Annotated in this window: 20 protein-coding genes; 18 read left to right on the top strand and 2 right to left on the bottom strand. The window is 41.8% G+C overall.

What is annotated here, in order from left to right; all coding sequences use genetic code 11:
- The first annotated feature begins 38 nt into the window (after nt 1-38).
- Nucleotides 39-1,145, top strand: coding sequence for an acyltransferase family protein (locus tag KDU71_RS00350; RefSeq protein WP_212187902.1), 1,107 nt, complete (start codon nt 39-41; stop codon nt 1,143-1,145).
- 103 nt (nt 1,146-1,248) lie between these two features.
- On the opposite strand, the gene KDU71_RS00345 is transcribed toward KDU71_RS00350, so the two are convergent.
- Nucleotides 1,249-2,481, bottom strand: a complete 1,233-nt coding sequence (locus KDU71_RS00345; RefSeq protein WP_212187901.1) for an exo-beta-N-acetylmuramidase NamZ family protein — start codon at nt 2,479-2,481, stop codon at nt 1,249-1,251.
- 110 nt (nt 2,482-2,591) lie between these two features.
- Here KDU71_RS00345 and KDU71_RS00340 point away from each other — a divergent pair, with 110 nt between their 5' ends.
- The 9 genes from KDU71_RS00340 to KDU71_RS00300 all read left to right on the top strand — a co-directional run bounded on the left by KDU71_RS00340 (nt 2,592) and on the right by KDU71_RS00300 (nt 17,227).
- Nucleotides 2,592-4,010: a transglutaminase-like domain-containing protein gene (locus KDU71_RS00340; protein ID WP_212187900.1), complete on the top strand. Its 1,419-nt coding sequence runs from the start codon at nt 2,592-2,594 to the stop codon at nt 4,008-4,010.
- 146 nt (nt 4,011-4,156) lie between these two features.
- Nucleotides 4,157-5,311, top strand: coding sequence for a C40 family peptidase (locus KDU71_RS00335; RefSeq protein ID WP_212187899.1), 1,155 nt, complete (start codon nt 4,157-4,159; stop codon nt 5,309-5,311).
- 12 nt (nt 5,312-5,323) lie between these two features.
- Complete coding sequence (locus tag KDU71_RS00330) at nt 5,324-6,466, top strand: dipeptide epimerase (protein ID WP_212187898.1); 1,143 nt, start codon at nt 5,324-5,326, stop codon at nt 6,464-6,466.
- A 15-nt stretch (nt 6,467-6,481) separates the two neighbouring features.
- The gene (locus tag KDU71_RS00325) at nt 6,482-9,310 is read left to right on the top strand and encodes an FAD-binding and (Fe-S)-binding domain-containing protein (protein ID WP_394369675.1); all 2,829 of its coding nucleotides are present in this window, start codon (nt 6,482-6,484) and stop codon (nt 9,308-9,310) included.
- Between the two features lie 3 nt (nt 9,311-9,313).
- Nucleotides 9,314-10,219, top strand: a complete 906-nt coding sequence (locus tag KDU71_RS00320) for a M23 family metallopeptidase (protein WP_212187896.1) — start codon at nt 9,314-9,316, stop codon at nt 10,217-10,219.
- A 36-nt stretch (nt 10,220-10,255) separates the two neighbouring features.
- Nucleotides 10,256-11,314, top strand: a complete 1,059-nt coding sequence (locus KDU71_RS00315) for a C39 family peptidase (protein WP_212187895.1) — start codon at nt 10,256-10,258, stop codon at nt 11,312-11,314.
- Nucleotides 11,315-11,349: 35 nt separating this feature from the next.
- Nucleotides 11,350-14,412, top strand: coding sequence for a SusC/RagA family TonB-linked outer membrane protein (locus KDU71_RS00310; protein WP_212187894.1), 3,063 nt, complete (start codon nt 11,350-11,352; stop codon nt 14,410-14,412).
- A gap of 12 nt (nt 14,413-14,424) precedes the next feature.
- Nucleotides 14,425-16,050, top strand: a complete 1,626-nt coding sequence (locus tag KDU71_RS00305) for a RagB/SusD family nutrient uptake outer membrane protein (RefSeq protein WP_212187893.1) — start codon at nt 14,425-14,427, stop codon at nt 16,048-16,050.
- Between the two features lie 64 nt (nt 16,051-16,114).
- Nucleotides 16,115-17,227, top strand: coding sequence for an SGNH/GDSL hydrolase family protein (locus tag KDU71_RS00300; RefSeq protein ID WP_212187892.1), 1,113 nt, complete (start codon nt 16,115-16,117; stop codon nt 17,225-17,227).
- Here KDU71_RS00300 and hydE read toward each other — a convergent pair.
- The gene (gene hydE, locus KDU71_RS00295) at nt 17,224-18,318 is read right to left on the bottom strand and encodes a [FeFe] hydrogenase H-cluster radical SAM maturase HydE (protein ID WP_317195152.1); all 1,095 of its coding nucleotides are present in this window, start codon (nt 18,316-18,318) and stop codon (nt 17,224-17,226) included. The two genes, KDU71_RS00300 and hydE, sit on opposite strands and share 4 nt — an antisense overlap.
- A 247-nt stretch (nt 18,319-18,565) precedes the next feature.
- On the opposite strand from hydE, the gene KDU71_RS00290 reads away from it, so the two are divergent.
- The 8 genes from KDU71_RS00290 to KDU71_RS00255 all read left to right on the top strand — a co-directional run bounded on the left by KDU71_RS00290 (nt 18,566) and on the right by KDU71_RS00255 (nt 26,510).
- Entirely contained in the window at nt 18,566-20,626 is a 2,061-nt protein-coding gene (locus tag KDU71_RS00290) for an acetate--CoA ligase family protein (protein WP_212187891.1), read from the top strand.
- 347 nt (nt 20,627-20,973) lie between these two features.
- On the top strand, nt 20,974-21,681 hold the full coding sequence (locus tag KDU71_RS00285) for a hypothetical protein (protein WP_212187890.1): 708 nt from the start codon (nt 20,974-20,976) through the stop codon (nt 21,679-21,681).
- A gap of 68 nt (nt 21,682-21,749) precedes the next feature.
- Entirely contained in the window at nt 21,750-22,274 is a 525-nt protein-coding gene (locus tag KDU71_RS00280) for a flavodoxin (RefSeq protein ID WP_212187889.1), read from the top strand.
- An 86-nt stretch (nt 22,275-22,360) separates the two neighbouring features.
- Complete coding sequence (locus KDU71_RS00275) at nt 22,361-23,680, top strand: aminotransferase class I/II-fold pyridoxal phosphate-dependent enzyme (protein WP_212187888.1); 1,320 nt, start codon at nt 22,361-22,363, stop codon at nt 23,678-23,680.
- 128 nt (nt 23,681-23,808) lie between these two features.
- Nucleotides 23,809-24,045: a 4Fe-4S dicluster domain-containing protein gene (locus tag KDU71_RS00270; RefSeq protein ID WP_212187887.1), complete on the top strand. Its 237-nt coding sequence runs from the start codon at nt 23,809-23,811 to the stop codon at nt 24,043-24,045.
- Between the two features lie 30 nt (nt 24,046-24,075).
- Nucleotides 24,076-25,158: a 3-methyl-2-oxobutanoate dehydrogenase subunit VorB gene (locus KDU71_RS00265; protein WP_244828024.1), complete on the top strand. Its 1,083-nt coding sequence runs from the start codon at nt 24,076-24,078 to the stop codon at nt 25,156-25,158.
- Nucleotides 25,159-25,161: 3 nt separating this feature from the next.
- Nucleotides 25,162-25,926: a thiamine pyrophosphate-dependent enzyme gene (locus tag KDU71_RS00260; protein WP_212187886.1), complete on the top strand. Its 765-nt coding sequence runs from the start codon at nt 25,162-25,164 to the stop codon at nt 25,924-25,926.
- Nucleotides 25,927-25,955: 29 nt separating this feature from the next.
- On the top strand, nt 25,956-26,510 hold the full coding sequence (locus KDU71_RS00255) for a 2-oxoacid:acceptor oxidoreductase family protein (RefSeq protein WP_212187885.1): 555 nt from the start codon (nt 25,956-25,958) through the stop codon (nt 26,508-26,510).
- Nucleotides 26,511-26,522: the final 12 nt, after the last annotated feature.

The raw sequence follows: 26,522 nt of genomic DNA, 5'->3' as shown, positions 1-26,522 counted from the left end.
TGCAACTTTATACATTAAACTCCTCAACGCACAAAAACATGACGAAATCTACACGCTATTTGGCACTCGATGTACTTAGAGGCATTACCATCGCAGGTATGATACTGGTCAATACTCCGGGTAGTTGGTCGTATGTTTATTCGCCCTTGCGGCACGCAGCCTGGCACGGATGCACCCCTACCGATTTGGTGTTTCCTTTCTTTTTATTTGTTATGGGCGTTTCCATGTATTTTTCATTTTCGAAATATGGTAATTCATTAAATAAGCAGTCGCTTATCAAGATAGGCCGGCGTTCACTTTTGATTTTCGCAATAGGTTTATTTTTAAACTCTTTTCCTCAGTGGCAAGCCGATTTTTCCAAGCTAAGAATCATGGGGGTTATGCAGCGAATAGCCATCGTTTATGGCATTAGTTCGCTTTTGGTTCTGGCTTATAAATACAGAACGGTTCAATATATAGGTGGCGTTATTCTGCTGGTTTATTGGGCGATCCTTTATTTCTTTGGTGGGACCGATCCCTATAGTTTGGAAGGTAATGTAGTGACTGTAATCGATAAATGGATACTGGGTGAGCAGCACATGTACAAGGGCTTTGGCATGGCTTTCGACCCTGAAGGACTGTTGAGCTCGCTGCCCGCCGTGGTAACTACTCTAATCGGCTACTTGGTTGGACGCAGTATTAAAACCATTGAGAAGTCAAAGCTGCCTGTGCATTTATTCATTGTTGGAGTTGTTCTTACATTAACCGGATGGTTGTTGGATTTTGTGTGGCCAATTAATAAGCCTATCTGGACAGGTTCCTATGTGATTTATACAGCTGGTTTAGGAACCATGCTACTGGCTGTCTTAATCTGGGTCATCGATATCAAAGGTTTCAAAAAGTGGACATCCTTTTTTGTAGTTTTTGGTATGAATCCCTTGTTTATTTATGCCTTGTCAGGTCTTTGGGTTAAAACCTTATATAAGCTTATTCAGTTTAAAAGTGAAGATGGTGTTGTAATCGGATATCGAGCTTTGTATGAGTCTATTTTTGTACCGTTGGCCGGAAATATGAATGGTTCATTACTGTTTGCAATATCTCACATTGTTTTCTTTTGGTTGATTGGTTGGGTATTGTATCGATATAAGATATTTATTAAAGTATAGCAGCAATTGTTGTTATGCTGTTGTGTTTGTGTGTATCAATAATAAGAAAGCTGCTTCTGTAAAGAGGCAGCTTTCTTTTTGTTCGTTTGGTGTTGTTTGAGGTTTATTGGTAGAGAAAGTATTTAGCGGCTCTTTTTCTAAAGGTTTTTATGTCTTTATACCACAGGTGTTCAATATCTTCAACTAGCCATCGTTTTGTAAATTCTAGCCTGATTTTATCACTTCCGCTTACTTTATCAAACATGCCAAGGCGAGCCGGTTCGCAAAGTTCAAATACATTGTGTTCGGGCCACAGTTTATGAGCTTCCTGCAGTACATAAAACTGAATAAGGGATAAAGGCGCTTTGTTGTAATCGGTAAAGTGCACTTGTACACCATGTATTAACTTACCTTTTGACACACTGTAATAGGGCTTGTAGTGCACCGGTCTGAAGTGCAGACCTTCAATGTGTAAGGCGTTCAAGTTGTTGGCCAGGCTGTCGGCATCCATCCATTGGGCAGCAAATAGCTGGAAAGGCAGTGTGTAGCCCACACCAATGCTCATAACGTATAGTTCGCCTAATATACCACTGACCGGATAGAAGCTGGCTGAATAAGCATGTGGGATGTGTGGCGAAGATGGTACCCATGGTAAACCGGTTTCTTCAAAAGTCATGCTGCGTTGCCAGCCTTCCATTTTAATCACTTCCAAATCACATTGCACGCCATCTTTTAGCAGGTGTTCGCCATTTAAGAATAAGGCCAGTTCGCCCACTGTCATACCATGCACATAAGGTATGGGAAACTGACTGACGAAAGAGATAAATTCAGGTTCTGTAACCATGCCTTCCATTTTGATTCCTCCAAGTGGGTTAGGACGATCGAGCACAACCATTTTGATGTTATTCTCGGCCGCAGCTTCCATGGCCAGCCCTAGTGTACTGATATAAGTGTAGGAGCGCGAGCCAATGTCCTGAATGTCATACACCAACACATCAATGCCTTCCAGCATATTTGGCGTTGGTTTTTTGTGTTTGCCGTGAAGACTGTATACCGGCACATTGGTTTTCGGATCGGTAAAGAAATTTACTTTGTCGCCAGCTGAGTAGTCGCCGCGAACGCCGTGTTCAGGGCTGTACATAGCTTTAAGCATAACATTTGGTGCCTGGTGCAGAATGTCAATGCTTGATTCAAACTGGCTGTTTATGCCTGTTGGATTGGTAATGAGGCCAATGCGCTTATGTGCCAGTTGTTTGAAATTGTCATATTGTAATACTTCTATTCCTGATTTTGTTGTTTGCCCTATTGTAGAGCTGCTTATCAAAAGAAGTATGGCAAAAAAAAGATTTTTTCTCATCGCAATAATTATTAAAAAGAATTTGAGGAAATCTATTTGATTGATACATTTGTAATATGTAATACAAATATAAGCGCTATATTTTGTTTTCCTACTAAATGAGCTAAGTTATGCAAAAGACTCTGATGATATTCGTAATTCTTACTGCTTTTTGCGGAGGATGTGTTTATAATGCAAATCACAAGGTTGAAGCAGATTGGAGTAAGCCAGAGCAATTGCTGGAAAAAGGGCAGTTTGTAACGTTGAGCGCTTGGGTTGATTCTGCTCAGCATAATGTACCAATGTATTCTGATTTGTGGATGAAGCTTGATTCGTTTAAGCAAATAGCCAACAGGGTGCAATTGGAATTTAGCCTGGATGAAGAGGCTGTTGTTGAGCAGTTGAATGCATGTATTGGTGGTTATACGCAGGAAGAGTTAGGAAAGTGGGAGCGCAGTGGTATGCTTGAGTGTAGAGTGATTGACGGTGAGAAGCGCTATTTTAAAAGGGCGGTTGCCAACCTTGCTTTATTACTAAATAAAAGAGATGGCTTGATTGATGCTGCGCTTGATAGCTTTTGCCTGATGCACACCAGTGAAGTGATTCAGGCTATTGATTCTATTAATGCTTTTATAGCCGAACCTCAGGTGTTTAAGGTGCAATTTAATATGTGTTTGCAGGCCGATGCTGTGCCTGCTGGTGAGATGGTGCGTTGCTGGCTGCCATTTCCAAAAACTTCGCATCGTCGGCAATGTGGTGTAGAATTGGTTGCTGTTTCTGAGCCATCTTTTCTATTGGCAGATGACTCGTGTGTGCATCGTTCTATTTACATGGAGAAACCAGCTATTGCCGGACAGGAGACTGTTTTTAGTGTTACCTATAATTTCCAATCGTATGCTGAGTATTATGATATGGACAAGGTGCAGGCGTTGCCCTACGATATGGCGACTGCTCTATATAAACAATATACAGCACAGCAGGCTCCTCATATTGTATTTAGTAAGGAGTTGATGCAGCTGGTAGATAGTATCTGTGGTGAAGAGGTGCGACCTCATGAAGTGGTGAAAAAGTTGTACTACTGGATTGATGAAAATATCCCATGGGCGGGTGCTCTTGAGTATGCGGTAATGCCTGATATTCCCAGGTATGTATTAAGCAACAGGAGGGGAGATTGTGGTATGCAAACCTTGCTGTTCATGGCTATGGCGCGCTATAAAGGCATTCCGGTTAAATGGCAAAGTGGCTGGATGTTGCATCCAGGTGCTATTAATCTGCATGATTGGTGTGAAGTGTATTATCAGGGTGTTGGTTGGGTGCCGTTGGATATGTCTTTTAGCCTGCAGAAGTCAGATGATGAGCGTATTAAAGAGTTTTATATCAGTGGTATCGATGCTTATCGGCTCATTGTTAATGATGGTATTGGTGCTGATTTTTATCCGATAAAGCGGTTTATGAGAAGTGAGCCGTGGGATTTCCAGCGTGGTGAATTAGAATGGTCAGGTGGAAATATATACTTCAGTCAATGGGCTTATGAACTCACTCTGTTTTAGCTAATTATTAACCGTATTTCTTAGGTGTGTTTGCGTTTCTGGATTAATATGTCATATATGTTATAAAAATATCAAACTTTGTTTGAATTTGTTAAAACAATTTATAATTTTGACATGTGTAAGATGTAATACAACATACCTAACAAATGAAAAATAATCTTTTGCTTCTTTCATTAGCTGTTATTGCTCTTTTATATGCTTGTGAACAAGCTACTATCAAACAGGAGTTGGTAATTGAGCAGGTTGAAGCTAAATGGGTATCCGATTCGAGAGTGGATGTCTTTGATGTTGAGTTAGTGTATTCTCAAGATGCTCTGGTTGTAAAAGGTGAAACTACAATTCCACAGGCCAAAGACGAATTACTTCTAAAACTAGAGCAATCAAATAAACTGGTAGATAGTCTGGTAGTTTTGCCTTCCTCTAGTATCGAGAAAAAATGGGCCATTACTACTTTGAGTATTGCCAATCTGCGTGATGAACCAAGACATTCGGCGCAGTTGGTGTCACAAACTATTATGGGGACCCCAGTAAGGATTTTAAAGCAAGAAGGTGGATGGAGTCTTGTGCAATCACCTGATCGCTATATTGCCTGGACCAATAATTCTTCGCTTGCATTTATCGATGAGGCTGAGTTTAATGCGTGGCGTTCCGGGAGGCGTGTGTTTGTTTTATGCGATGGTTGGTTAGAAGATGGTTTTGGTCATCATGTTTCGGATTTGGTTAAAGGGAGCCTGCTGACAGTGGTGGAGAAGCAGAAGGATAAGGTGCTCCTCTCACTGCCCGATGGACGAAGTGGAACGGTGGGTGCGGATGTAGTTAGGGAGTTTGAAATGGCAGGCGCGTTGCCGACCTTGGAAAGTCAAGATCTTATTGAAGTGTCAAAGGAGTTTATGGGGTTGCCTTATCTGTGGGGCGGAACTTCTTCAAAAGCGGTTGATTGCTCCGGTTTTCTTAAGAATATTTACTTTTTGAATGGCTACATTTTAGCGCGTGATGCTTCTCAGCAAATCAAATATGGTCAACCTATAACACTACAGGTGGAAGCTTTGCAAGTGGGTGATTTGCTATTCTTTGGAGATGCTGAATCGAAAAAGGTAACGCACGTCGGAATGTATATTGGTGATACCGAGTTTATTCATTCGTCGGGTTGCGTGAAGGTTAATAGTCTGGATGAAACCAGAGACAACTATAGTGGTTACCGCAAAGCATCCTGGTTAGGGGCTCAGCGGTATATCGGACATGCGCCCGGGGATGGATTGATGCCTGTCAATCAGCATCCTTGGTATGTAAATCATAAATAAGGGGAATTAGTAATGAATACCAGAAGAATTTTTCTAAAAAATACTGGCTTACTGGCTGGTGCTGCTCTGCTTGGAGGAACACAGGGATCATGCGGTTCAGGCAAGGCGAAAGGTAACCCGCTTGGGGGAGCGAAAATGAAGTTGCGCTTTAAAGCATATGATTTACAGCTAAAACATACTTTCACCATTGCCTCTAATTCAAGGACTACTACACCGGTAATGTTAGTTGAGATTGAATATGATGGTGTGATTGGTTATGGAGAGGCGTCAATGCCACCGTATTTGGGTGAATCGCACGAAACGGCTGCTAAGTTTTTGTCAATGGTGAACCTGGAGCAGTTTGAGAGCCCGTTTTTATTGGAAGATATACTGGCGTACGTCGATAGTGTGATGCCTGGGAATTACGCAGCCAAAGCTTCGGTTGATATCGCTTTACACGATTTGTTAGGCAAGTTAGTTGGACAGCCGCTGTATAAAATGTGGGGATTGGACCCGGATAAAACACCTAACACCAGTTTCACCATTGGCATTGATACGTCTGATGTGGTGAGGGAGAAAGTGGAAGAAGCAGCTCCATACAAAATTCTGAAAGTAAAGTTGGGCAGGGGGAATGACAAGGAAATGATCAATACGATTCGTTCTGTTACCGACAAACCGCTGTGCGTAGATGTTAATCAGGGATGGAAGGATAAGCATGCCGCACTGGATATGATACATTGGCTGAAAGAGCAGGGAGTGGTTTTTGTGGAACAACCCATGTCAAAAGTTAAGGATGCCTGGGAAGATATGGCCTGGCTGACGGAAAACAGTCCGCTGCCAACTATTGCCGATGAGGCCTTGCAGACGGTAGCCGATGTTCTACCATTAAATGGCATCTATTCTGGTATAAATATTAAGCTGATGAAATGTGGCGGTTTACGGGCTGCCCGAAAGATGATGACAATTGCTCATGCCATGGATATGAAGGTAATGATTGGATGCATGACTGCTACTTCGTGCGCTATTTCTGCTGCTTCACAAATATCGCCACTGGTTGACTGGGCTGATTTAGACGGAAATCTACTGATATCAAATGATGTGTTTGATGGTGTCAAAGTGATTAACGGCAAAGTGACTTTAAAAGACCGTCCCGGAATTGGTGTTGTCAAATTGTGATGAATGAGAATGGGCGTGAAAAGTAATATCGGATTTTTTAAAAAGCAGATTACTGGTGTTTTGGGCAAAGAGCAGGTATGCAGCCAGTATATTGATCGCTATGCCAAAGGAACGGATGCAGGTTTTTACCGTTTAGTGCCACAGCTAGTGGTGCTGGTTAACTCTGAGTGGGAGTTGCAGGAAGTGATAAAAGCTGCAAGCAGTCATTTTGTCGCCATCACATTTAAGGCAGGTGGTACGAGCTTATCGGGTCAAACAATTACCGATTCGGTGCTAGTGGAGATTGGGCCTGAATTTAGTCAGCTGAATATATTAGATGAGGGCAAGCGTATAAAAGTCCAGCCCGGTGTAAGGGGTGGTTTTGCCAATGCACAATTGGCCAGGTATGGTTATAAAATTGGGCCTAGTCCGGCTTCAATTAATTCGGCCAAAATTGGCGGAATTGTGGCCAATAATGCCAGTGGTGCCAGTTATGGCATTATTACAAACAGCTACAATACCATTGAAGCTATGCGTATAGTGATGGCTGATGGTACTTTGTTGGTGACTGATGACAAAGCTAGTTGTAAGAACTTCCAGGAAACACATAAGGAATTATTGGATGAGTTACTTTGTATTAAGCAACAGCTTGAGAATGATCCGACGGTGTATGCCAAAATTCAGTCTAAATATCAGCTGAAAAACACCACCGGCTATGGGATGAATGCCTTTGTGGATTTTGATGATCCAATTGATATTTTAATGCATCTCATGGTGGGTTCAGAAGGGACTTTAGGGTTTATTTCGGAAGTGACCATGCGCACGATTCCTGATGAAGCGCATAAAAGTTGTGCATTGATCTTCTTGCCCAATATTCAGGAAGCGGCTAAGTGTATTATTCCTTTAAGGAGCTGTTGTGTCAGCGCAGCTGAGTTGATGGACCGCAATGCACTGCGGGCAGTGGAGAATGTTGATGGCTTACCTTCTGAGCTGAAAGAATTGCCAGATGGGGCGGCTGCTCTGTTGGTGGAGACGGCAGCAACAAGTGGAGAGGATTTGAAAGGCCGTCAGGAGGAAATTCTGGCTAAATTATCAGGGCTTCAAACGCTGTTTCCTATCAGCTTCACTGATAATGCTAAAGATTACAATACATTTTGGAAAGTGCGTAAGGGATTGTTTACCTCGGCAGCAGCCACACGCCCAAGTGGTGCAACCTGCATCATCGAAGATGTGGCTTTTCCGGGTGAGGTGCTTGCTGAGGCTTTGCCTGCTTTGCAAAAATTATTGGATAAGCACCATTACTCTGGCTCTGTTATGTGGGGCCACTTGCTGGACGGGAATATACACTTTTTAGTAATGCCTGATTTCGACCAGGATTGGCAGATGGATAACTACAAGCTGTTTATGCATGCGTTGGTTAAGTTGGTTGTGCATCAGTTTAACGGGAGCCTAAAAGCCGAGCATGGAACAGGTCGTAATATGGCGCCATTTGTTGAGTTTGAATGGGGACAAGAGGTATATGAATTGATGAAGCGTGTAAAGCGCGCGATTGATCCGCTGAATATTCTAAATCCTGGCGTTTTAATTAATGACGATCCAGAGGTCTACGCTAAAAATATTAAGCAACTACCGCAAAGTCATCCCTTGGTTGATGCTTGTATCGAATGTGGTTTTTGCGAGAGCAGTTGCCCATCACGAGATTTAACATTGACACCTCGGCAGCGCATCGCTGTTTACCGAGCTTTGAATGCTAATGTATCAGAAATATCAGGGAAAGATTTGAAGGCACTAGCTAAAGCATTCGAGTATAAGGGTGAAGAGAGTTGTGCAACAGATGGCTTATGTGCGCTAAATTGTCCGGTTGGGATAAATACGGGTAAACTGATAAAAGACTTGCGATTTGAATCAAAAAGTCGCTTGTCAAATGCTGTGGCCACTTATATAGCCAATCATTATGGGGGAACCAGTGCAGTTGTTAAGGGAGCTTTAAGTGCTGTTGGTGTACTGCAGAAAATATTGCAGTCAGCAGTAATGGAAAAAGGAGGCCATTTTGTGCATAACGTTTCTGGTCGAAATGTGCCTCTCTGGAACCGGTATATGCCACATGCGGCAGCAAGAGTTGATGTGGTATCGGATGTAAAGTCAGACCATAAGGTGGTGTACTTTCCGGCCTGTATCAATCGCATGATGGGCAATGATGCCAGTATGAAAGATAAAGATTCACTAACTAAGGTGACTAAAAGACTGCTTAATAAAGCAGGTTATGAAATAATTTATCCTGAGAACCTGTCCGGCCTTTGCTGTGGAATGTCATTCGACAGCAAAGGATTTCGTGGACAGGGAATGATGAAACTTAAAGAGTTGGAGGATGCTCTATTGGAAGCATCTGATTATGGTCGTTATCCGGTTTTGTGTGATATGAGCCCTTGTTTGTTGCGCATGAAAGAATTGATGGATGCGCGATTGGAGTTGTATGAGCCAATAGAATTCACCTTAAGCTTTCTGAAAGATAAGCTGCAGTTTACACCGCAGAATGAAACGGTGATGGTTCATGTGACTTGCAGTAGTACTAAAATGGGACTGGATGAGCAATTGGTGCAGCTGGCTCAGCTGTGCGCAAAAGAAGTAATTAAGCCTGAAAAAACGGGATGCTGCGGATGGGCAGGCGATAAAGGATTCAATCTGCCGGAATTAAACAAGTCAGCTTTGCGCTACCTGAAAGAAGAAGTGCCGGAACGAGCAGTGGCGGGCTATAGCACCAGCCGCACCTGTGAGGTAGGACTGTCGGTGCATACTGGCCTGACGTACCAGTCCATCTTGTATTTAGTGGATAAGGCAACTGAAAACTTAACTCAAAACAGATAATCAATGAAAATTTTTTATACGCTGATATTAGTCGTATTCACGAGTTTGGGCACTGCTGCACAATGTGATAAAGTGATTTCTTCGGTAGAAGATCCGGGGCCGGCACAAGTGACTGGCTCAACATTGCCTGTTGATACAAAGAAAATGGATTGGTTTTTTCCGGCAGACTACACACGTTTGGTGGCTTTTAGCGGGAGTGTCGGCAGTAAGGCTTCACACGAAGGGGTGGATTATGTGCATGACAACAAGGAACAGCCACACGTTTATGTGCACTCGATAGGTGCAGGAGAGGTGGTTTATGTGCGCGAAGGATGTCCCGAAAGCAGTTTGTTTGCCCACAACAATTACAGCCGCGAGTGTGGCGCCGGATGGGGGAATCATGTGGTAATTAAGCATGGCTCAATTTATTCGAGATATGCGCATTTGCGCAAAGGAACGGTGTCGGTTAAAGTGGGAGATGTAGTGTTTGGTGAGCAGCTGATTGGTGAGATGGGTAATTCAGGACGAAGTGAGTTGCGTCATTTACACTTTGAAGTAGGAACGCGCGCGCAGTTATTTGATCCATGCGGCATGTCTCAAAATTTCGACTATGTCTATAATCCATCACAGCTTAATTATAAAAAAAGAACAGGCATTGATGATGAACTGGCCGAAGATACGGCTAAGGTGGTAGTGTATCATGATAGAAATGCAGAACAAATAACCGTTGAGATGCCTGCAATGCATAAGCTGGGACAAGTAAAGTGCATCGAGCTGTATGATGCCTTGGGCAGAAGGCTTTATGAAGTTGCAGTGTCTGGAGGCAATGCCAATAGTGTCTATCGCCTGCCTTTTTTAGCACGCCAGCAGCTGTTAATCTGCCGGATTGTAACCACTAAGCTAAGTTTTACACGAAAGTTTATGAGTTAAATAATTTCCAATTTATCTAATGCAAAATCAAAATCTATGAAAAGAAATGTATTGTTATTCGGCCTGATAATGATGGTTATGGGGCTGTTTCAGTCGTGTGATAATGACGAAACAATCAATCGTTATTACCCAATTAGTTGGATGCCGGTTGTTGATTCGGATGGTGAAATGTTAAAGTCAACATATCTGGATGGAACGGAGCTGGAGTTTGTAGTGCCATTTAAGGTGCATAATGGCAATGAAGTTACGTCTATAGAATTAAGCACTGCAATCGTTGATCCAACAAGCGGTGAAGTGAGTCAAAAGACAAAGGTGAAAGAGTATGCTTCATCTGATTATGAATATGTAGCAGAAGAGTTGCATTACAAGGTAGATATGAGCTATACAATACCATCTGATTTGTTGGATAAGAAAGTGCAACTGCTCGCCGATTTTTATACGCAGAACGGCACATCTCAGGAGCGATTTGTTGCTGAATTTCAGGTGGTAGAGTTTAAAAACGTTATTGGTGGTTTGCCATATTTCTATATGTGGAATAATGGAAGCTGGGCGGCGCAAGGTTTTGAAGCTGAGCATTCAGCAGGTTATTCGGCTTTAAATATGGTCATGAATTTTTATGGATTTGATCCTGATAATGCCAATTTTCAAAATGATATGGGAGGCAATATTGCAGTTCATGATGTTGATTTTGTTACCTGGTACTATGTTACCCAATTGTCATCTCCAATTTTTGCGCAAACAGTAGATGAGGTGAATGAAGTTTATAATACTGAAGCCCCTTGGTATGGTGGTCCAAAAGTGTTAAAAGGTACAACAACAGGAACATATGAAGCTATTGAAGAGGCCATTAATAATGGTGAACCGGTAATTGTGCATGGTAACTTCCGTAATGTCGATTATTTGCACCAAATTGTTTTGGTAGGTTCTAACGAAACAGAATTTATGGTGCTCGATCCGGCCGGCAAATGGAATGGAGCCGTTAAGGGCGATTATGAAAAGACAGAAACGATAGGAATGTACACTAAGTACTTAAAAGCAGATGTGTACGCGGCTATTGGTGATGATGGTGAAGTGCATATGAATACGCCTTTTTAATCTGAATTAATCCTACTATTTAAATATTAAAATCAATGAAAAAGTATCTATTAAGTCTATTTTTCTTGTGCTCGCTTATTGTCTATGGGCAAGCGCAAATAGCCGTTACCGGAACGGTTACGGATGATCAAAATTTACCTTTGCCAGGAGTTAATGTGGTGATGAAAAGCAATCCATCGCAAGGTACAATTACTGATGTTGATGGTAAATACTCCTTGGAAGTAACTGAGGGCGAAACTTTGGTCTTTACATTTATTGGAATGAAGTCACAGGAAGTACCAGTCCTGAATCAAACCATCATCAACATCACAATGGAGTCTGCATTTATTGGACTGGATGAGGTAGTAGCTGTGGGTTATGGTGTCCAGAAAAAAAGTGATATTACAGGTGCTGTTGCATCTGTAAATGCTGAGGTGTTAGATGGACAGCCAGTGGCAAGTGCAGCTACGATGCTGCAGGGACGAGCTTCGGGTGTTATGGTAACAGAAACATCAGGTGCGCCAGGTTCTGGTTTGTCGGTGCGTATCCGAGGAACAGGTACGGTTAATAATTCATCACCTTTATATGTGGTGGATGGTATTTTATTAGATGATATAGGTTTCCTTAATCCATCGGATGTGGCTAATATGGAGGTGTTAAAAGATGCTTCTGCCACAGCTATTTATGGTTCTAGAGGTGCAAATGGTGTTATATTAATTACAACCAAAACGGGTAGCACAGCTGATTCTAAAGTGCAGTTAGAGGTGAGTGGAGGTGTTCAGGAAGTATGGAACAAGCCAAACTTAATGAATTCTGAAGATTGGTTGGATACCTATAATATCTCGCAAATGAATGCTGCCAAATTTACTGGTTCGAGCGCGTATAAGCCACTTAACCTGCAGGCTCCATCTGATAATTTAATGCGCACAACCAATTGGTTTGATGAAGTAGTGAGAACGGGTAAAGTATATAAAGCTAATGCTACTATATCGCGTGGTGATGAAAAATCAAACTCGTTGATTAGTGCAGGTTACTTCCAAAACGAAGGAATTGTTTTGAATTCGATGTATGAGCGTTTCAATGCTCGTATTAATAACAACTATTTTATCGGTGACAAGTGGGAAGCTGGCTTTAATATTGCTGTTTCGCATGAGGAGACAGATGCTATAACAGGAAATGCTATCAATGGTATTTTAACTCTAGCGCAACGCATGGATCCATTAACGCCTGTTTATCAGGATAACGGCGAGTATGCATCAACACCATATTCTGATTTGGGCAATCCTGTAGCGCAGTTAAATAGGGATGTGTATAAGGATAAGGAGTTGAGTGTTTTAGCACGGGCTTATGTGCAGTTTGAGCCGATTAATAATTTGTTCTTTAAAACAGCTGTCAGCCTTAACATGTATCGTGATAAAAGCAAAACGTATTACCCTGCCTATGACTATGGTAATGAGTTGAGAGCCGTAAATAATATTTCTAAGACGTATAGCGATACTGATGGTATATTAACTGAAAACACCATTAACTATATCTTCTCCAGAGAGAAGCATAACCTATCATTATTAGGTGGTTTTACGGCTGAACAAACAAAGTACGAATACCTGGGTGCATCGCGAAATAATGTGCCTAATGATATTGAAGAGTTGCAATATATTTCTGCTTCGGCTGATATTGAAAGTACTAATGCATGGAACTCAGGTACTGATGTGCGTATGTACTCATACCTGGCCCGTGTCAATTATGACTATGCTGATAAATATTTCTTAACGGCCTCATTCCGTCGTGATGGTTCGTCGGTTTTCGGTCCTGATAAACGATTGGGTAGCTTCCCGTCAATGTCTTTAGGATGGAAACTAAGAAACGAGTCATTTATGGACTGGTTATCATACGATGTGGTGAACCGTATTAAGGTAAGAGCCGGATGGGGACGTGTTGGTAATGCTAAGATTCCTCCCTATTCATTTACATCAACCGTTCAAACCAAAGATAGTCGTGTAGAGTATAGTTATGTGTTTGGTGGACAGGAGCAACCCGGTGCAGCACCAGTAAGAATGGCCAATACAGAGGTTCAATGGGAGACTGTTGAGTCAACCAACTTTGGTATTGATATGGCATTCTTGGGCGATAAGATAAGTTTATCGGCTGACTATTTTATTAAGGAGACCAAGGATATGTTAGTTCAGGTCCCAATTGCACAGTATGCCGGATATGACGGAAGTCCTTATGTGAATGCTGGAAACGTAGAAAATAAAGGTTTTGAGATTGACCTTGGCTATCGCGGTAAGATAGGTAGTGACTTGAAATTTGCGCTTAATGTAAACGCATCGCATGTGAAAAATGAAGTAACCGATTTGGGTGGTGGACAACCAATTTATGGCGGTTCAGTTAGTCTGGTTGGCTCTGTAACGCGCACGATGGAAGGCCTGCCAATTGGTTCATTCTATGGATATGAAGTAGAGGGTGTTTTCCAAACAGATGAGGAAGTCGCCAACAGTCCGCAGTCAGCTGATCCGATTGGAGCCGGTGATTTTCGCTTTAAAGATCAATGGACCGATAAAGACAACGATGGTGTATTGGAAGAACCAGATGGTGTAATTGATGCCAATGACCGTACTATGATTGGAAATCCGATTCCGGACTTATTTTATGGTATTAACCTTGACCTGGAATATAAAAATTGGGATATGTCTGTGTTCTTCCAGGGAATCCAGGGTAATGACATTTTTAACGGCTTCAAGTATTATAACTATGCTGATTACAAGCGCTTTGCTCTAACGGAGGACTATAAGAAGCATTGGACACCACAAAACGGGTCCAACTCAATGTTTGGGCTTAATGCAGCAACAACTGAGTATAACCTGAAGCAGTCTGATTTCTATATTGAAGATGGTTCGTATTTGCGTTTGAAAAACTTGCAGATTGGCTATACATTCAGAGATGTAGCTCCTTGGTTATCAAGTGTGAGATTGTATTTCTCAGGCCAGAATTTACTCACGTTTACCAGTTATTCAGGTTTAGATCCAGAAATAGGGGGAGGAACCCTGTCTCAAGGGGTTGATTATGGAACTTACCCTCAGGCAAGAACCTATTCATTTGGCGCAAGTGTAAACTTCTAATCGTAAACGACTATGAAAAATATTAAAAACATATTATTAGCCGGACTATTGGTCTTTGCCTTCGGTGCATGTAGCGAAGATTTTCTGGACACAAAAAAGATTGGAGAGCAAACTGAAGATAGTTTCTACTCTAATGATGCTGAGTTGATAAAGGCAGCTAATGCTTGCTATGCACCGCTGTGGGAATACCACTACAACTGGGGACGTACCTCAATGAATAACTCCAGTACTGATGATGCTGTTGACCGCGAGGATTTACAGTTGCGAGAGTTTACGTATAATGCCGGTCATTTCCTGTTTTTGTACAATTACCGCTATAACTACAGGGGGATTTTGATTGCCAATAAGCTTATATACAATGTGGAAGGTGCAGATATTCCTGGTGTGAAAGATAAGGAACTTCAAAAGCGTGTAGTTGCTGAGGCTAAGTATATGCGTGCTTATTACTACTACGATTTGGTGAAAATGTTTGGCGATGTACCTCTAATCACGGTACCGTTGTTAAAGGATGATCTAACACAAACTCGTGAAAGTGCTGATAAAGTATTTGAGCAAATTGAAAAAGATTTACTTGAAGCAGCAGCTGACTTGCCAACTAAGGCTGAGGTGGCAGATATTGATGAGTTAGGCCGTGCTACCAAAGGGGCTGCCTATGGTTTATTAGCTAAAGTGTGTATGACTCAGGCAAGTTCTGGTTACTCAAGTCAGTCGTTTTATGACGATTCAAAGTGGGCAGATGCTAAGAAATATGCCGAGGAGGTATTTAAGTTAGGATATGATTTGTACCGCGGTGATTATCATGATATTTTCACTGAAGAAGGAGAGAATGGCATTGGATCTATTTTTGAAGTACAGTTTTATGATTCACCATTAGATGATGGTGCATTTACCAATAACGGTAACTTTACCACATTCCTGAATATGCCTTGGTTGGGAGCAGCCGACCCTTATGGCCGTTATCAGGCTACATATGATTTGTACATGGAGTTTGAAGATGGTGATCCTCGTCGTGAGCAGTCATTAATGAATTCATTGACTTTTGGTGAAGAGTGGGCGTATGAAAATAGTGAAGGAGAAACGATTATTCCTGTTGTTAACGAAGATTTGACAGGGTTTAGTAACTACAAGCATTATCTGTCAAGGGAGCGTTACTTTAGTCTTGGTAACTTCCGTAACTCGCCAATCAACGAGCGTATTATCCGACTGTCTGATATCTACCTGGTGTATGCAGAGGCTTGTTACCATACAGGCGAAGAAGGTATAGCCAGAACGTATTTAAATTATGTGCGTGAGCGAGCTCGTCAGGGCAATGATGCTGTTTTGCCAGATGTTACTGTAGGAGGTGCTGATTTGTTAGAGGCAATTTACCACGAGCGCAGAGTGGAGCTGTGTGGTGAAGGTCATCGATTCCATGACTTGGTGCGAACAGGTCGCCTGGAGCAGGAGTTGAAGGTGAATGGTTATAAAGTAAAAGCTGCGTTGACCAAGGAAGATGATGGTTCGATTACCGTTTCTGATTCTGGTGAGCCAGTATTTAAGGCAACAAACCTACAGATGCCTAAAAATATGTTCTTCCCAATACCGCAAAGTGAAGTGGATAATACGGGTGGTGTTATAACGCAAAATCCCGGATATTAGGGTGTAATTAAATAAATGGAATAAAGAGGGTGTAATGCCCTCTTTATTTTTTTTACTTTCACTTATGAAATATTTTATAGGTATAATATTGTTGGCAATTGGATATACGGCAAGTGCTCAGGAACGATTGGTTTCAGCTGGTCATGAAGCTTTTTATTACTCTGGCCGTGTTGACTTATCTCAATCGGATGTAGCAAGATTCGACTGGCCAGGTGTTTCAATTTATTTTCAGTTTACTGGCGAAGTGCTGGGATTGTGTCTCGATGGTGGTGAGCGCAACTATTTCAATGTTTTTATCGATGGACTGTTGCATGAGGTGATGCATGCGCCCAATGATACGGTTTATTCGATCGGGGGCATTAAAGGCCGGGGTTGGCATTCGTGCCGTATTCAAAAACGTACCGAGGGTGAAATGGGAATGGTTGTATTCAAAGGTGTTCATTTGGAAAAGGAGGCACAAATAAGATCTGTGGAGCATCAGCAACGGTGTAAAATAGAATTCATTGGTAATTCCATTACCTGCGGCTATGGCACTGAGGGTAAATTGCCCGAAGAAGATTTCTTGCCGGAGACCGAAAATGTCAATAAATCCTATGCTTTTATCACGGCTCGTGCATTTGATGCTGAGTGTTACGTGACTGCTCATTCGGGGCTGGGGGTGGTTCGTAATTACGGTGATAAAGAGCCTGTCTCTACAAAGCTGGCGACTTTACCTAATCGCTATCATCAGGTTTTCGATATGATTACATCTTTAACCTGGGATTTTACTCAATGGCAGCCTGATGCCGTGGTTATTAACTTAGGAACTAATGATTACTCAACTAATGTAGCTCCTGATAAGTCAGTGTTTGTTGACCGATACGTGCAGTTTATAAAGCAATTGCGGACGTACTATGGTGATACCCCAATCTTTTGCATCAATGGTCCCATGCGTGATGAGCCTGCTTATTCAAATGTAAAAGAGGTGGTTGAGACAGCTCGAAGTGTATATGGCGATAAGCACATCTACTTTATAGGTATTCCAGCCAGCTTATTAAATATGGATTCTGATTTAGGCTCTGATTACCATCCGTCGTATCGCGGACAGTTAAAGATGGCACGCCATATTATTCCAACTATTGCGAATGTAATGAATTGGAAATTTGATGACAGTGAGTATGAGGCTTTGAGCTATTAGTTACTCTTTCCATGTCTTTTAACGTAGTGTTTCGAATCGCCCCATTCACTATAGCCAATTTCTCGGCCGGCCATCTCTACGCGGATGCTTAAACAGTTGGAGCAGTCCTCGGCACCCTCGTCAGTACAGGGTTTATTTTCGTATAGTGTGTAATCCTTACGATGCAGAGTAGGTGTTATGTTGGGCATAATCACATTGGCACCAAAGCGTAGAGCTTTTTCGCGGCCCATCGGATCGATTGCCTGGAGGGCTGTCGCAGCTGCAATATTGATATCGGGCATTAGTAATCTTAAAGCAGCGATCATGTTCAGGGAGACATCGAACCGTCGCTGAAGTGGCCAAAGGATGTCTTTATGTGCATATAACGGTGTTTCGGTATGCTCAATAAATGGCCCCATGCCTACCATATCAATATTCATATCTTTGAAAAATAATAGATCGTCCGCCAATTGCTCATAGCTCTGAAATGGCAGGCCAATCATCACGCCGGTCCCGGTTTGGTAACCAATCTTCTGCAGCGTTTTTAAGCAGTTGATGCGCGTTTCAAAGTTGTGTTTCTCATCCTCAGGATGAATCTTGTAGTATAATTCCTTATTCGAACTTTCAATTCGTAAGAGGTAACGATGAGCGCCTGCTTCAAACCACTCTCTGTATACTTCTTCACTTTGTTCGCCTAATGAAATAGTAATGCCCAATTCTCCGTTGGTAGCTTCTTTGATGGCCTTTAACAGATTGGTAATGCGCGAAGTAAAGGTTGTATCGCTTCTTTCGCCTGACTGTAAAACCAATGAGCCGTACTTGTTTTCATGAGCAAAAATTGCGGCTTCGATTATGGCTTGGTCATCTATATCGTAGCGTTCTGAGTGGTTGTTGCTTTTTCTGATGCCACAGTAGTAGCAGTCTTTGGTGCAATAATTTGAAAATTCAACCAGTCCCCTGAAATACACCTTTTTTCCGAGTGTTTCAATGTATTTATTTCCCACCGACTTCAGAAAATAGTCGCGTTCAACGCCTTCTAAACTAATTAAAAAACTCAGTTCATCTCTTGTAAGTGTTTCTTTTACAAGTAAAATATCAATCTTTTTGCTCACGGTTCGCTTCTTTTTAGACTGCGTAAAAATAACAAAAAATCATTGGCTGATGGTTTGATAATTGAATCATTCGTGTATTTTTGCGCAGGTAACAGATTGTTACTAAAAATTATTGGGTGTAAGTTGGTGGTTGTGTTAGTGTCTTTGTTTATAAGCATTTTGGTAACTTATGATTTTCATCATATTATTACATGACTTTCTGTAAATACCCAATGGAGAATAGTTAGACAGACAAAATAATACACAAATGATAAACGAACAGCTGCTAAATCCGAAAAGCATTGTGGTGGTGGGAGCCTCCGATGATGTAATGAAGCCCGGAGGAAAGATTCTTAAAAACATTGTTGATGGCAATTATAAAGGTGACTTGTATGTTACTAACCTCAAGAGTGATGAGGTTCAGGGGATAAAGTCCTATCGTGATGTGGCTGATTTACCCGAAAATGTTGATCTGGCAGTGTTGGCTATTGCTGCCAAATTTTGCCCGCAAACGGTTGAGGTGTTGGCAAAGCAAAAAGGCACCAGGGCTTTTATTATTATTTCTGCAGGTTTTAGTGAAGAAAATGAAGAAGGTGCTGCTTTAGAGCATCAAATTGTTAATACAATTAATGAGGTAGGCGGCTGTTTGATTGGTCCTAACTGTGTGGGGATGCTTACTACCAATCATAGTAGTGTGTTTACAACGCCAATTCCGGCATTGGAGCCAATGGGAGCTGATTTTATTTCAGGTTCCGGAGCAACGGCTGTGTTTATTATTGAGGCTGGAATGGCCAAAGGCTTGAAGTTTAATAGTGTTTATTCGGTAGGTAATAGTGCTCAAACAGGTGTGGAAGAGGTACTGGAGTATCTGGATAATACCTATGTGGAAGGAAAGAGTTCGAAGATAAAACTGCTTTATCTCGAAAGTGTGAACAACCCTCAGAAGCTTTTGAAGCATGCTGCATCCTTAATTAATAAAGGCTGTAAAATTGCGGCTGTTAAAGCTGGTAATTCAGAAGCAGGTAGTCGTGCGGCTTCTAGTCATACGGGTGCCTTGGCAAGTAGTGATTTGGCAGTTGATGCCTTGTTTAAAAAAGCAGGAATCGTTCGTTGTTATGGGCGTGAGGAGTTGGCCAATGTGGCAGCTGTTTTCATGGTCGAGGAGTTGAAAGGGAAGAATATTGCAGTGATTACCCATGCGGGAGGACCAGCAGTGATGTTAACCGATGCATTGTCTAATGGTGGTCTGGAAGTACCGGCCATTGATGGGCCAAAAGCTGAGGCATTGTTAGAAAAGTTGTATCCCGGTTCGAGTGTGGCTAATCCTATTGACTTTCTGGCAACCGGAACGGCTGAGCAGCTGGGTGATATAATTGATGCTTGTGAAAATGACTTCAATCACATCGATGCTATGGCTGTTGTATTTGGTAGTCCGGGTTTATTCACTAATGAGGAAGTTTACAAGGTGCTTCACCGTAAGATAAGGGAGTGTAAGAAGCCAATATATCCGATTTTACCGTCCGTAGTTAACGTCAAGGATGATATTGAAATGTTTATTAATTTGGGAAATGTTAACTTTCCGGATGAGGTGCTGTTTGGTAATGCGTTAACCAAGGTTTATAATACGCCTAAACCTGTTGCGATATCAGGTGGTGAAGAGGATTTGGATGTGCAGGCGCTTCGCCGGATTATTGAAGCACAACCTGATGGGTATGTTTCGCCTGAAGTCGTTCAGGAGTTGCTCGATGTGGCTGGTGTGCCGCGGGTTAAAGAGTTTGTGAGTGATAAAGTTGAAGATTTGCAGACGGCAGTGGCTGAGGTTGGTTATCCGGTTGTGATGAAGGTTGTTGGGCCAGTTCATAAGTCAGATGTTGGTGGGGTTGTGCTTAATGTTGACTCAGATGAGCAACTAAATGCTGAATTTGTGCGTATGATGCAAATAGCAGATGCTACCGGTGTAATGCTACAACCAATGATTACAGGGAAGGAGTTGTTTATAGGTGCAACTTATGAGCCGGGTTTCGGACACATGGTTTTGTGCGGAATGGGTGGTATCTTTATCGAAGTATTAAAAGATGTTGCCTCTGGTTTAGCGCCTGTTAATCAGGGTGAAGCTCTCGAAATGATACGGGGGTTAAAAAGTTATAAAATTATTGAAGGAGTGCGAGGGCAAAAAGGCATTGATGAAAACAAATATGCCGAAATCATTGTTCGTTTGTCATCTATGCTGATGCATGCTCCTGAAATTAAAGAAATGGATATAAATCCGCTATTGGGTGACGGTGAAAAAGTGATTGCTGTAGATGCCCGGATACGGATTCAAAAGTAACTGTTTGTGTATTGATAATGATGAAAAAGTCGGCTCTTCAAAGGAAGGCCGGCTTTTTTATTGTCTTAATATTAAATAAAGAAATATATCTTTAAATGCTACACTGCAACTATGAATAGGTGGGTTTCTTGTGGATAATTTTTTTGTTTTAAAGAAAAAATACCTTAAACTTGATCTAAATCATTATTGGGGATGCATTAATAATAATAAATCCTGTTATTTTTGTGAAGGCTTATGATTTGAAATGGGGCCTAATGAATTGTTTAATAGGGTTTAGTGTGTCTTTTGTGTGGGTGGGGGTGTGAATTGTGTTAGAGATTGATATCAAGCCTGTTGGATAAAATGATATGAGTAGGAAATTGACGATTGATATTATTTTTTGCATGTCTTTAGCGGTGTTTTTTGCACCCTTCTTTTTGAGTGCGACTGTATTTGGCTGGTACGAGGGATTTAATCTTAACCATCCAATGTTCATGAGTTTTTTGAAGTTTGCGGTGCTGGCTACTCTTGGTGAAGTTATTGGCTTACGAATAAAGACAGGTAGATACACAGCTGATGGCTTTGGAATACTGCCCCGGGCGATAATCTGGGGATTGTTGGGACTAACCATTAAAATGGCGTTTGTGATATTTGCATCGGGTGTGCCTGTTTTTCTTGAGAAAATCGGAGTTGAAGGAGCACTTGCTGTGATGAGTCAATCGTTCACTGCTGAAAAGTTACTCGTGGCATTTTGTATTAGTGCAGCAATGAACCTCATTTATGCGCCGGTTATGATGACTTTGCATCGCATAACGGATACGCATATTATAATGAATAATGGCAGTTTGACTTGTTTGTTAAAGCCTGTCGCTTTTGGTAAAATTATGAAAGAGATGGACTGGGGTGTGCAATGGAATTTTGTGTTTAAAAAGACGATACCGTTCTTTTGGATACCTGCACACACAATCACATTTCTGATGGCACCTGAATATAGGGTGTTGTTTGCTGCCTTGCTGGGAATTGTATTGGGCGTATTGCTTGCAATAGCAGGAAATAAGAAGCCTTCGGCGGGCTGATAGGTTGCATATCTCGGGTAAAAAAAGCATATTTGAAGTAATAGAAACCTCTGTAAAAATCAATAACTATGTCTAAGATTGGTATTTTTTATGGTCCTGAGTTGGGTAGCGTTGAGAAAGTTGCTCATGTTATCGAACAAAAGTTAGGAGCAGATAAAGTAGAACTGATTGCTGTTAAAAAGGCTGACGAATCAGTATTAGAACGATTTGATAAGCTGATTTTCGGTATGTCTACAATTGGTAAAACAAATTGGGATTCTGAATATAAAGATACTGATTGGGATGAGTTTGCTACGTGTTTTGGTAAAGTAAACTGGGAAGGTAAAAAGATTGCCATGTACTGTTTGGGAGATCACATTCAGTATCCGCAACATTTTGTCGATGCTCTTGGGTGGGTGTATGATCGATTGGAAAATACAGCTGCTGAAGTGGTAGGTTTTTGCTCAACCGAAGAATATACCTATGAGGAGTCAGAAGGTATTAAAGACGGTCAGTTTTTAGGCTTGCCAGTTGATGAGGATAATGAAGCGGATAAAACTGATGTGCGCGTCGAAAACTGGATTAACCGACTCATAAACGAGTTTGGTTTTTAAATGATATCTAATTGGGTGGTGCGCTGTGCCACCCTTTTTGTTTTCAATCACAAAGAGCTATCAGCTCACGATGTAAAATTAATCTAATGCAATCACACACAAATACACCAATTGATGCTAATATAGTTGATAATGTTCTGGCTAAGTATCAAATTGGCGATCTTAATAATGCAACTATCCGGGAGATTGTTTCTATTGTAAATGATATTGAAGAGCAGAGTGGTGAGAAGTTTATTCGGATGGAAATGGGTGTTCCCGGGCTGGTACCTTCTGAAATAGCAACCAATGCAGAGATTGATGCACTTAAAAAGGGGGTGGCGTCCAAATATCCAATGTTAGAAGGTATTAAGCCGCTTAAGGATGAAACAAGTCGTTTTGTCAAAGCCTTTCTGAACTTGGATATCCCTTCAGAGTGTTGCGTACCCACAGTGGGTTCTATGCAGGGCTCATATGCCAACTTTCTGGTATGTGGTCAGATATATAAAGAAAGAGATACGCTTTTATTTATTGATCCTGGGTTTCCGGTGCAAAAGCAGCAATTAGATGTACTTGGGTACAAGTACGATTCTTTTGATGTATATAATTACAGGGGAGAGGCACTACGGGAGAAGCTTGAGTCATATTTCAAAACCGGTAAGATTTCGGCGGTAATATACTCCAACCCGAATAATCCGACATGGGTATGTTTTACTGAGTCGGAATTGCAGATAATTGGTGAGCTGGCAACAAAATATGATGTAGTAGTTATTGAAGACCTGGCTTATTTTGCCATGGATTTTCGTCAGGATCTTTCTAAGCCATTTGAGCCGCCATATCAGGTCTCTGTTGGGCATTATACGAATAATTATGTGCTGCTTATCTCAAGTTCTAAGGCCTTTAGTTATGCCGGTCAGCGCATAAGTATGACGTGTATGTCAGAATACTTGTACAATCGTCGCTACAAAAACCTTCAGGAAAGGTTTGGGGTAGATAAATATGGTCAGGTACTGGTGACGCGCGTATTGTATGCTTTGTCTTCAGGTACTTGCCATTCGGCACAGCATGCCTTGGCGGCCATGTTAAAAGCTGCCAATGATGGTGAATTTAATTTCCTGGAGGAGGTTAAGGATTATAAGGAACGAGGGCATGTGATGAAGGAGCTGTTTTTGGCAAATGGTTTCAATCTGACATATGATAAGGATATCGATCAACCTCTGGCCGACGGTTTTTATTTCACAGTATCGTATAAGGACATGACAGGAGGGCAGTTGCTTGAAAAACTACTTTACTATGGAATTAGTGCAATAACCCTGGGAAAGACCGGTAGTAAGCAGGAGAGCATAAGGGCTTGTGTGTCGCAAACAGGAAAAGAACGCTTTGAGGATTTAAGGATTCGCTTGGAGGCTTTTAGAGCTGATAATCCATAGATTCAATGTGTTGGTGATAATTTGTAAGCTTGTTTATATCCTTTATAAACAAGTAAATACTGATAGTAGTCATGTTGAAAATCGATACTTAAGTTTAAATTTGTAATATCTATTAAAGACTCTATAATATGGCAAAAGCAAAAGGTGCAATTGTGGTGGATACAGCAAGGTGCAAAGGCTGCGGCGTTTGTACAACAGCATGCCCCACAAAGGTAATTGAATTAGCTGCCGAGGTTAACGGCAAGGGGTATCACTATGCCTACATGGCAAATCCTGATGCCTGTATCGGTTGTTCTAATTGCGGGATAGTTTGTCCTGATACTTGTATTACTGTTTATCGCGCTAAGGCAGGAGCTACTGCTTAATGTAAAACTCATAAAGGAAATTAGTCACACATGAGAGAATTAAAACTAATGAAAGGTAATGAGGCGATTGCTGAAGCAGCTATCCGTGCTGGTGTGGATGGTTACTTTGGTTACCCTATTACTCCCCAGTCGGAAGTAATGGAAACCCTCATGGCCGAAAAGCCTTGGGAGACAACCGGGATGGTTGTTTTGCAGGCAGAAAGCGAAATCGCATCTATTAACATGGTTTATGGCGGAGCCGGTTGCGGTAAGCGCGTAATGACTTCTTCTTCAAGTCCTGGCGTGAGTTTAATGCAGGAAGGTTTGACATACCTTGCAGGAGCTGAGCTACCTTGTGTTGTAGTAAATGTTGTGAGGGGAGGACCTGGTTTAGGTACCATTCAGCCTGCACAGTCTGATTACTTCCAAACTGTTAAAGGTGGTGGACATGGGGATTATAAATTAATCACATTGGCACCTGCTTCAGTGCAGGAGATGGCTGACTTTGTTGAAACAGCCTTCGACCTGGCTTTTAAATATCGTAACCCGGTAATGATTTTATCTGATGGTGTAATTGGTCAGATGATGGAGAAAGTGGAATTGAAGGAATTCAAACCACGTTGGACTGCTGAATACATTGAGCAAAACCATTCTTGGGCGACAACCGGAAAGAAAAAAGACCGTGCTAAAAATATTATCACTTCAGTGCAGTTAGAAGCATCTGTTCAGGAAGCTTTTAACCATAAATTACAGAACAAGTATCAACAGGTTGAGGAAAACGAAGTATTGTTTGAAGAAACAATGTGTGATGATGCTGAATATTTGGTGGTAGCCTATGGTTCCAGTGCACGTATCTGTCAGAAATCAGTTGAGCTGGCGCGTGAAAAGGGTATCAAAGTAGGTATGTTACGTCCAATTACACTTTACCCATTCCCAACCAAGCAGCTGCAAGAAAGAGCCAAGCAGGTAAAAGGTATTTTATCAGTTGAGATGAGTGCGGGCCAAATGGTTGAGGATGTAAAACTAGCTGTAGAATGTAAAGTGCCGGTTGAGCATTTCGGACGTTTTGGTGGTTCGGTACATTCACCTGGTGAAGTGGTTGAGGCACTTGAACAAAAACTAATTGGAGGATAAGCAATGTCAGATATAAACACAATTATAAAACCTGAAAACATCATCTACAAAAAGACGGATGTTCTTTCGGAAAACGAATTGCACTATTGTCCTGGATGTAGCCACGGTACAGTGCATAAATTGATTGCCGAGGTAATCGAAGAAATGGGTATTCAGGATAAAACCATTGGTATTGCACCTGTTGGTTGTTCGGTATTGGCCTACAATTACCTGGAGATTGACTGGCAGGAAGCAGCTCATGGCCGTGCTCCTGCGTTGGCAACAGCTGTTAAGCGTTTAATGCCTGAGAACTATGTGTTCTCATACCAGGGTGATGGTGACCTGGCTGCTATTGGTACAGCTGAAACCATTCATGCTTGTAACCGCGGTGAAAACATTGTAATGGTATTCATCAACAACGGTATTTATGGTATGACAGGGGGCCAGATGGCACCAACTACATTACCAGGCATGCCTGCTTCTACCTGTCCGGCTGGTCGTGATGTAAGCCACGATGGTGCGCCTATCAAGATTTCTGAAATTCTGGCACAACTGCCAGGTACTTGTTATGTGACACGTCAGTCTGTTCATACAGCTGCCAACGTACGCAAAACAAAGAAGGCACTGAAAAAAGCCTTCGAAAATCAGGCAGCTAACAAAGGTACATCATTGGTTGAGGTGGTTTCAACTTGTAGCTCAGGCTGGAAAATGACACCAACAAAGGCCAATGAATGGATGGAAGAAAACATGTTCCCATACTACCCTCTTGGTGATATCAAGGACGAGTAGTTCGGTTTAATCTCTTAAAATTTGAAGAAATGAAAGAAGAAATAGTAATAGCCGGATTTGGTGGACAAGGAGTACTTTCGATGGGTAAGATATTAGCTTACTCAGGCGTAATGCAGGATATGGAAGTATCATGGATGCCAGCATACGGACCGGAAATGCGTGGTGGTACAGCTAACGTGACTGTTATCCTTAGCGATGAGCGTATTAGCTCGCCTATCTTACACGAATATGATACTGCCATCATTCTTAACCAGCAGTCGATGGATAAATTTGAAAAGGATGTAAAGCCTGGTGGTACATTAATTTATGATGGTAATGGTATTACACGTCATCCTGAGCGTACCGATATCAATATTTATCGTGTAGATGCTACTGAAGAAGCAGCACGCATGCATGCTGTTAAAACATTCAATATGATTGTATTGGGCGGATACCTGAAAGTGAAGCCAATTGTTAAGATGGAGAATGTTATTGCAGGACTTAAAAAGTCATTGCCAGAGCGTCACCACCACCTTATTCCAATGAATGAGAAAGCGATCACGCGTGGAGGTGAAATTATTAATGAAGTTTCGTTGGTTGAATAACCCAACTTGTTC

Origin of the sequence: Carboxylicivirga sediminis (genome assembly GCF_018156225.1) — a bacterium.
GTDB classification, from domain to species: Bacteria; Bacteroidota; Bacteroidia; order Bacteroidales; family Marinilabiliaceae; genus Carboxylicivirga; species Carboxylicivirga sediminis.
The sequence above is the reverse complement of the archived record's forward strand: the minus strand, read 5'-3'. Positions and strand labels throughout refer to the sequence as shown.

Excerpts from the sequence above, each read along its gene's own strand:
- KDU71_RS00350 (WP_212187902.1), top strand. The coding sequence starts at position 39 with ATGACGAAATCTACACGCTATTTGGCACTCGATGTACTTAGAGGCATT.
- KDU71_RS00345 (WP_212187901.1), bottom strand. The coding sequence starts at position 2,481 with ATGAGAAAAAATCTTTTTTTTGCCATACTTCTTTTGATAAGCAGCTCT.
- KDU71_RS00340 (WP_212187900.1), top strand. The coding sequence starts at position 2,592 with ATGCAAAAGACTCTGATGATATTCGTAATTCTTACTGCTTTTTGCGGA.
- KDU71_RS00335 (WP_212187899.1), top strand. The coding sequence starts at position 4,157 with ATGAAAAATAATCTTTTGCTTCTTTCATTAGCTGTTATTGCTCTTTTA.
- KDU71_RS00330 (WP_212187898.1), top strand. The coding sequence starts at position 5,324 with ATGAATACCAGAAGAATTTTTCTAAAAAATACTGGCTTACTGGCTGGT.
- KDU71_RS00320 (WP_212187896.1), top strand. The coding sequence starts at position 9,314 with ATGAAAATTTTTTATACGCTGATATTAGTCGTATTCACGAGTTTGGGC.
- KDU71_RS00315 (WP_212187895.1), top strand. The coding sequence starts at position 10,256 with ATGAAAAGAAATGTATTGTTATTCGGCCTGATAATGATGGTTATGGGG.
- KDU71_RS00310 (WP_212187894.1), top strand. The coding sequence starts at position 11,350 with ATGAAAAAGTATCTATTAAGTCTATTTTTCTTGTGCTCGCTTATTGTC.
- KDU71_RS00305 (WP_212187893.1), top strand. The coding sequence starts at position 14,425 with ATGAAAAATATTAAAAACATATTATTAGCCGGACTATTGGTCTTTGCC.
- KDU71_RS00300 (WP_212187892.1), top strand. The coding sequence starts at position 16,115 with ATGAAATATTTTATAGGTATAATATTGTTGGCAATTGGATATACGGCA.
- KDU71_RS00290 (WP_212187891.1), top strand. The coding sequence starts at position 18,566 with ATGATAAACGAACAGCTGCTAAATCCGAAAAGCATTGTGGTGGTGGGA.
- KDU71_RS00285 (WP_212187890.1), top strand. The coding sequence starts at position 20,974 with ATGAGTAGGAAATTGACGATTGATATTATTTTTTGCATGTCTTTAGCG.
- KDU71_RS00280 (WP_212187889.1), top strand. The coding sequence starts at position 21,750 with ATGTCTAAGATTGGTATTTTTTATGGTCCTGAGTTGGGTAGCGTTGAG.
- KDU71_RS00275 (WP_212187888.1), top strand. The coding sequence starts at position 22,361 with ATGCAATCACACACAAATACACCAATTGATGCTAATATAGTTGATAAT.
- KDU71_RS00270 (WP_212187887.1), top strand. The coding sequence starts at position 23,809 with ATGGCAAAAGCAAAAGGTGCAATTGTGGTGGATACAGCAAGGTGCAAA.
- KDU71_RS00265 (WP_244828024.1), top strand. The coding sequence starts at position 24,076 with ATGAGAGAATTAAAACTAATGAAAGGTAATGAGGCGATTGCTGAAGCA.
- KDU71_RS00260 (WP_212187886.1), top strand. The coding sequence starts at position 25,162 with ATGTCAGATATAAACACAATTATAAAACCTGAAAACATCATCTACAAA.
- KDU71_RS00255 (WP_212187885.1), top strand. The coding sequence starts at position 25,956 with ATGAAAGAAGAAATAGTAATAGCCGGATTTGGTGGACAAGGAGTACTT.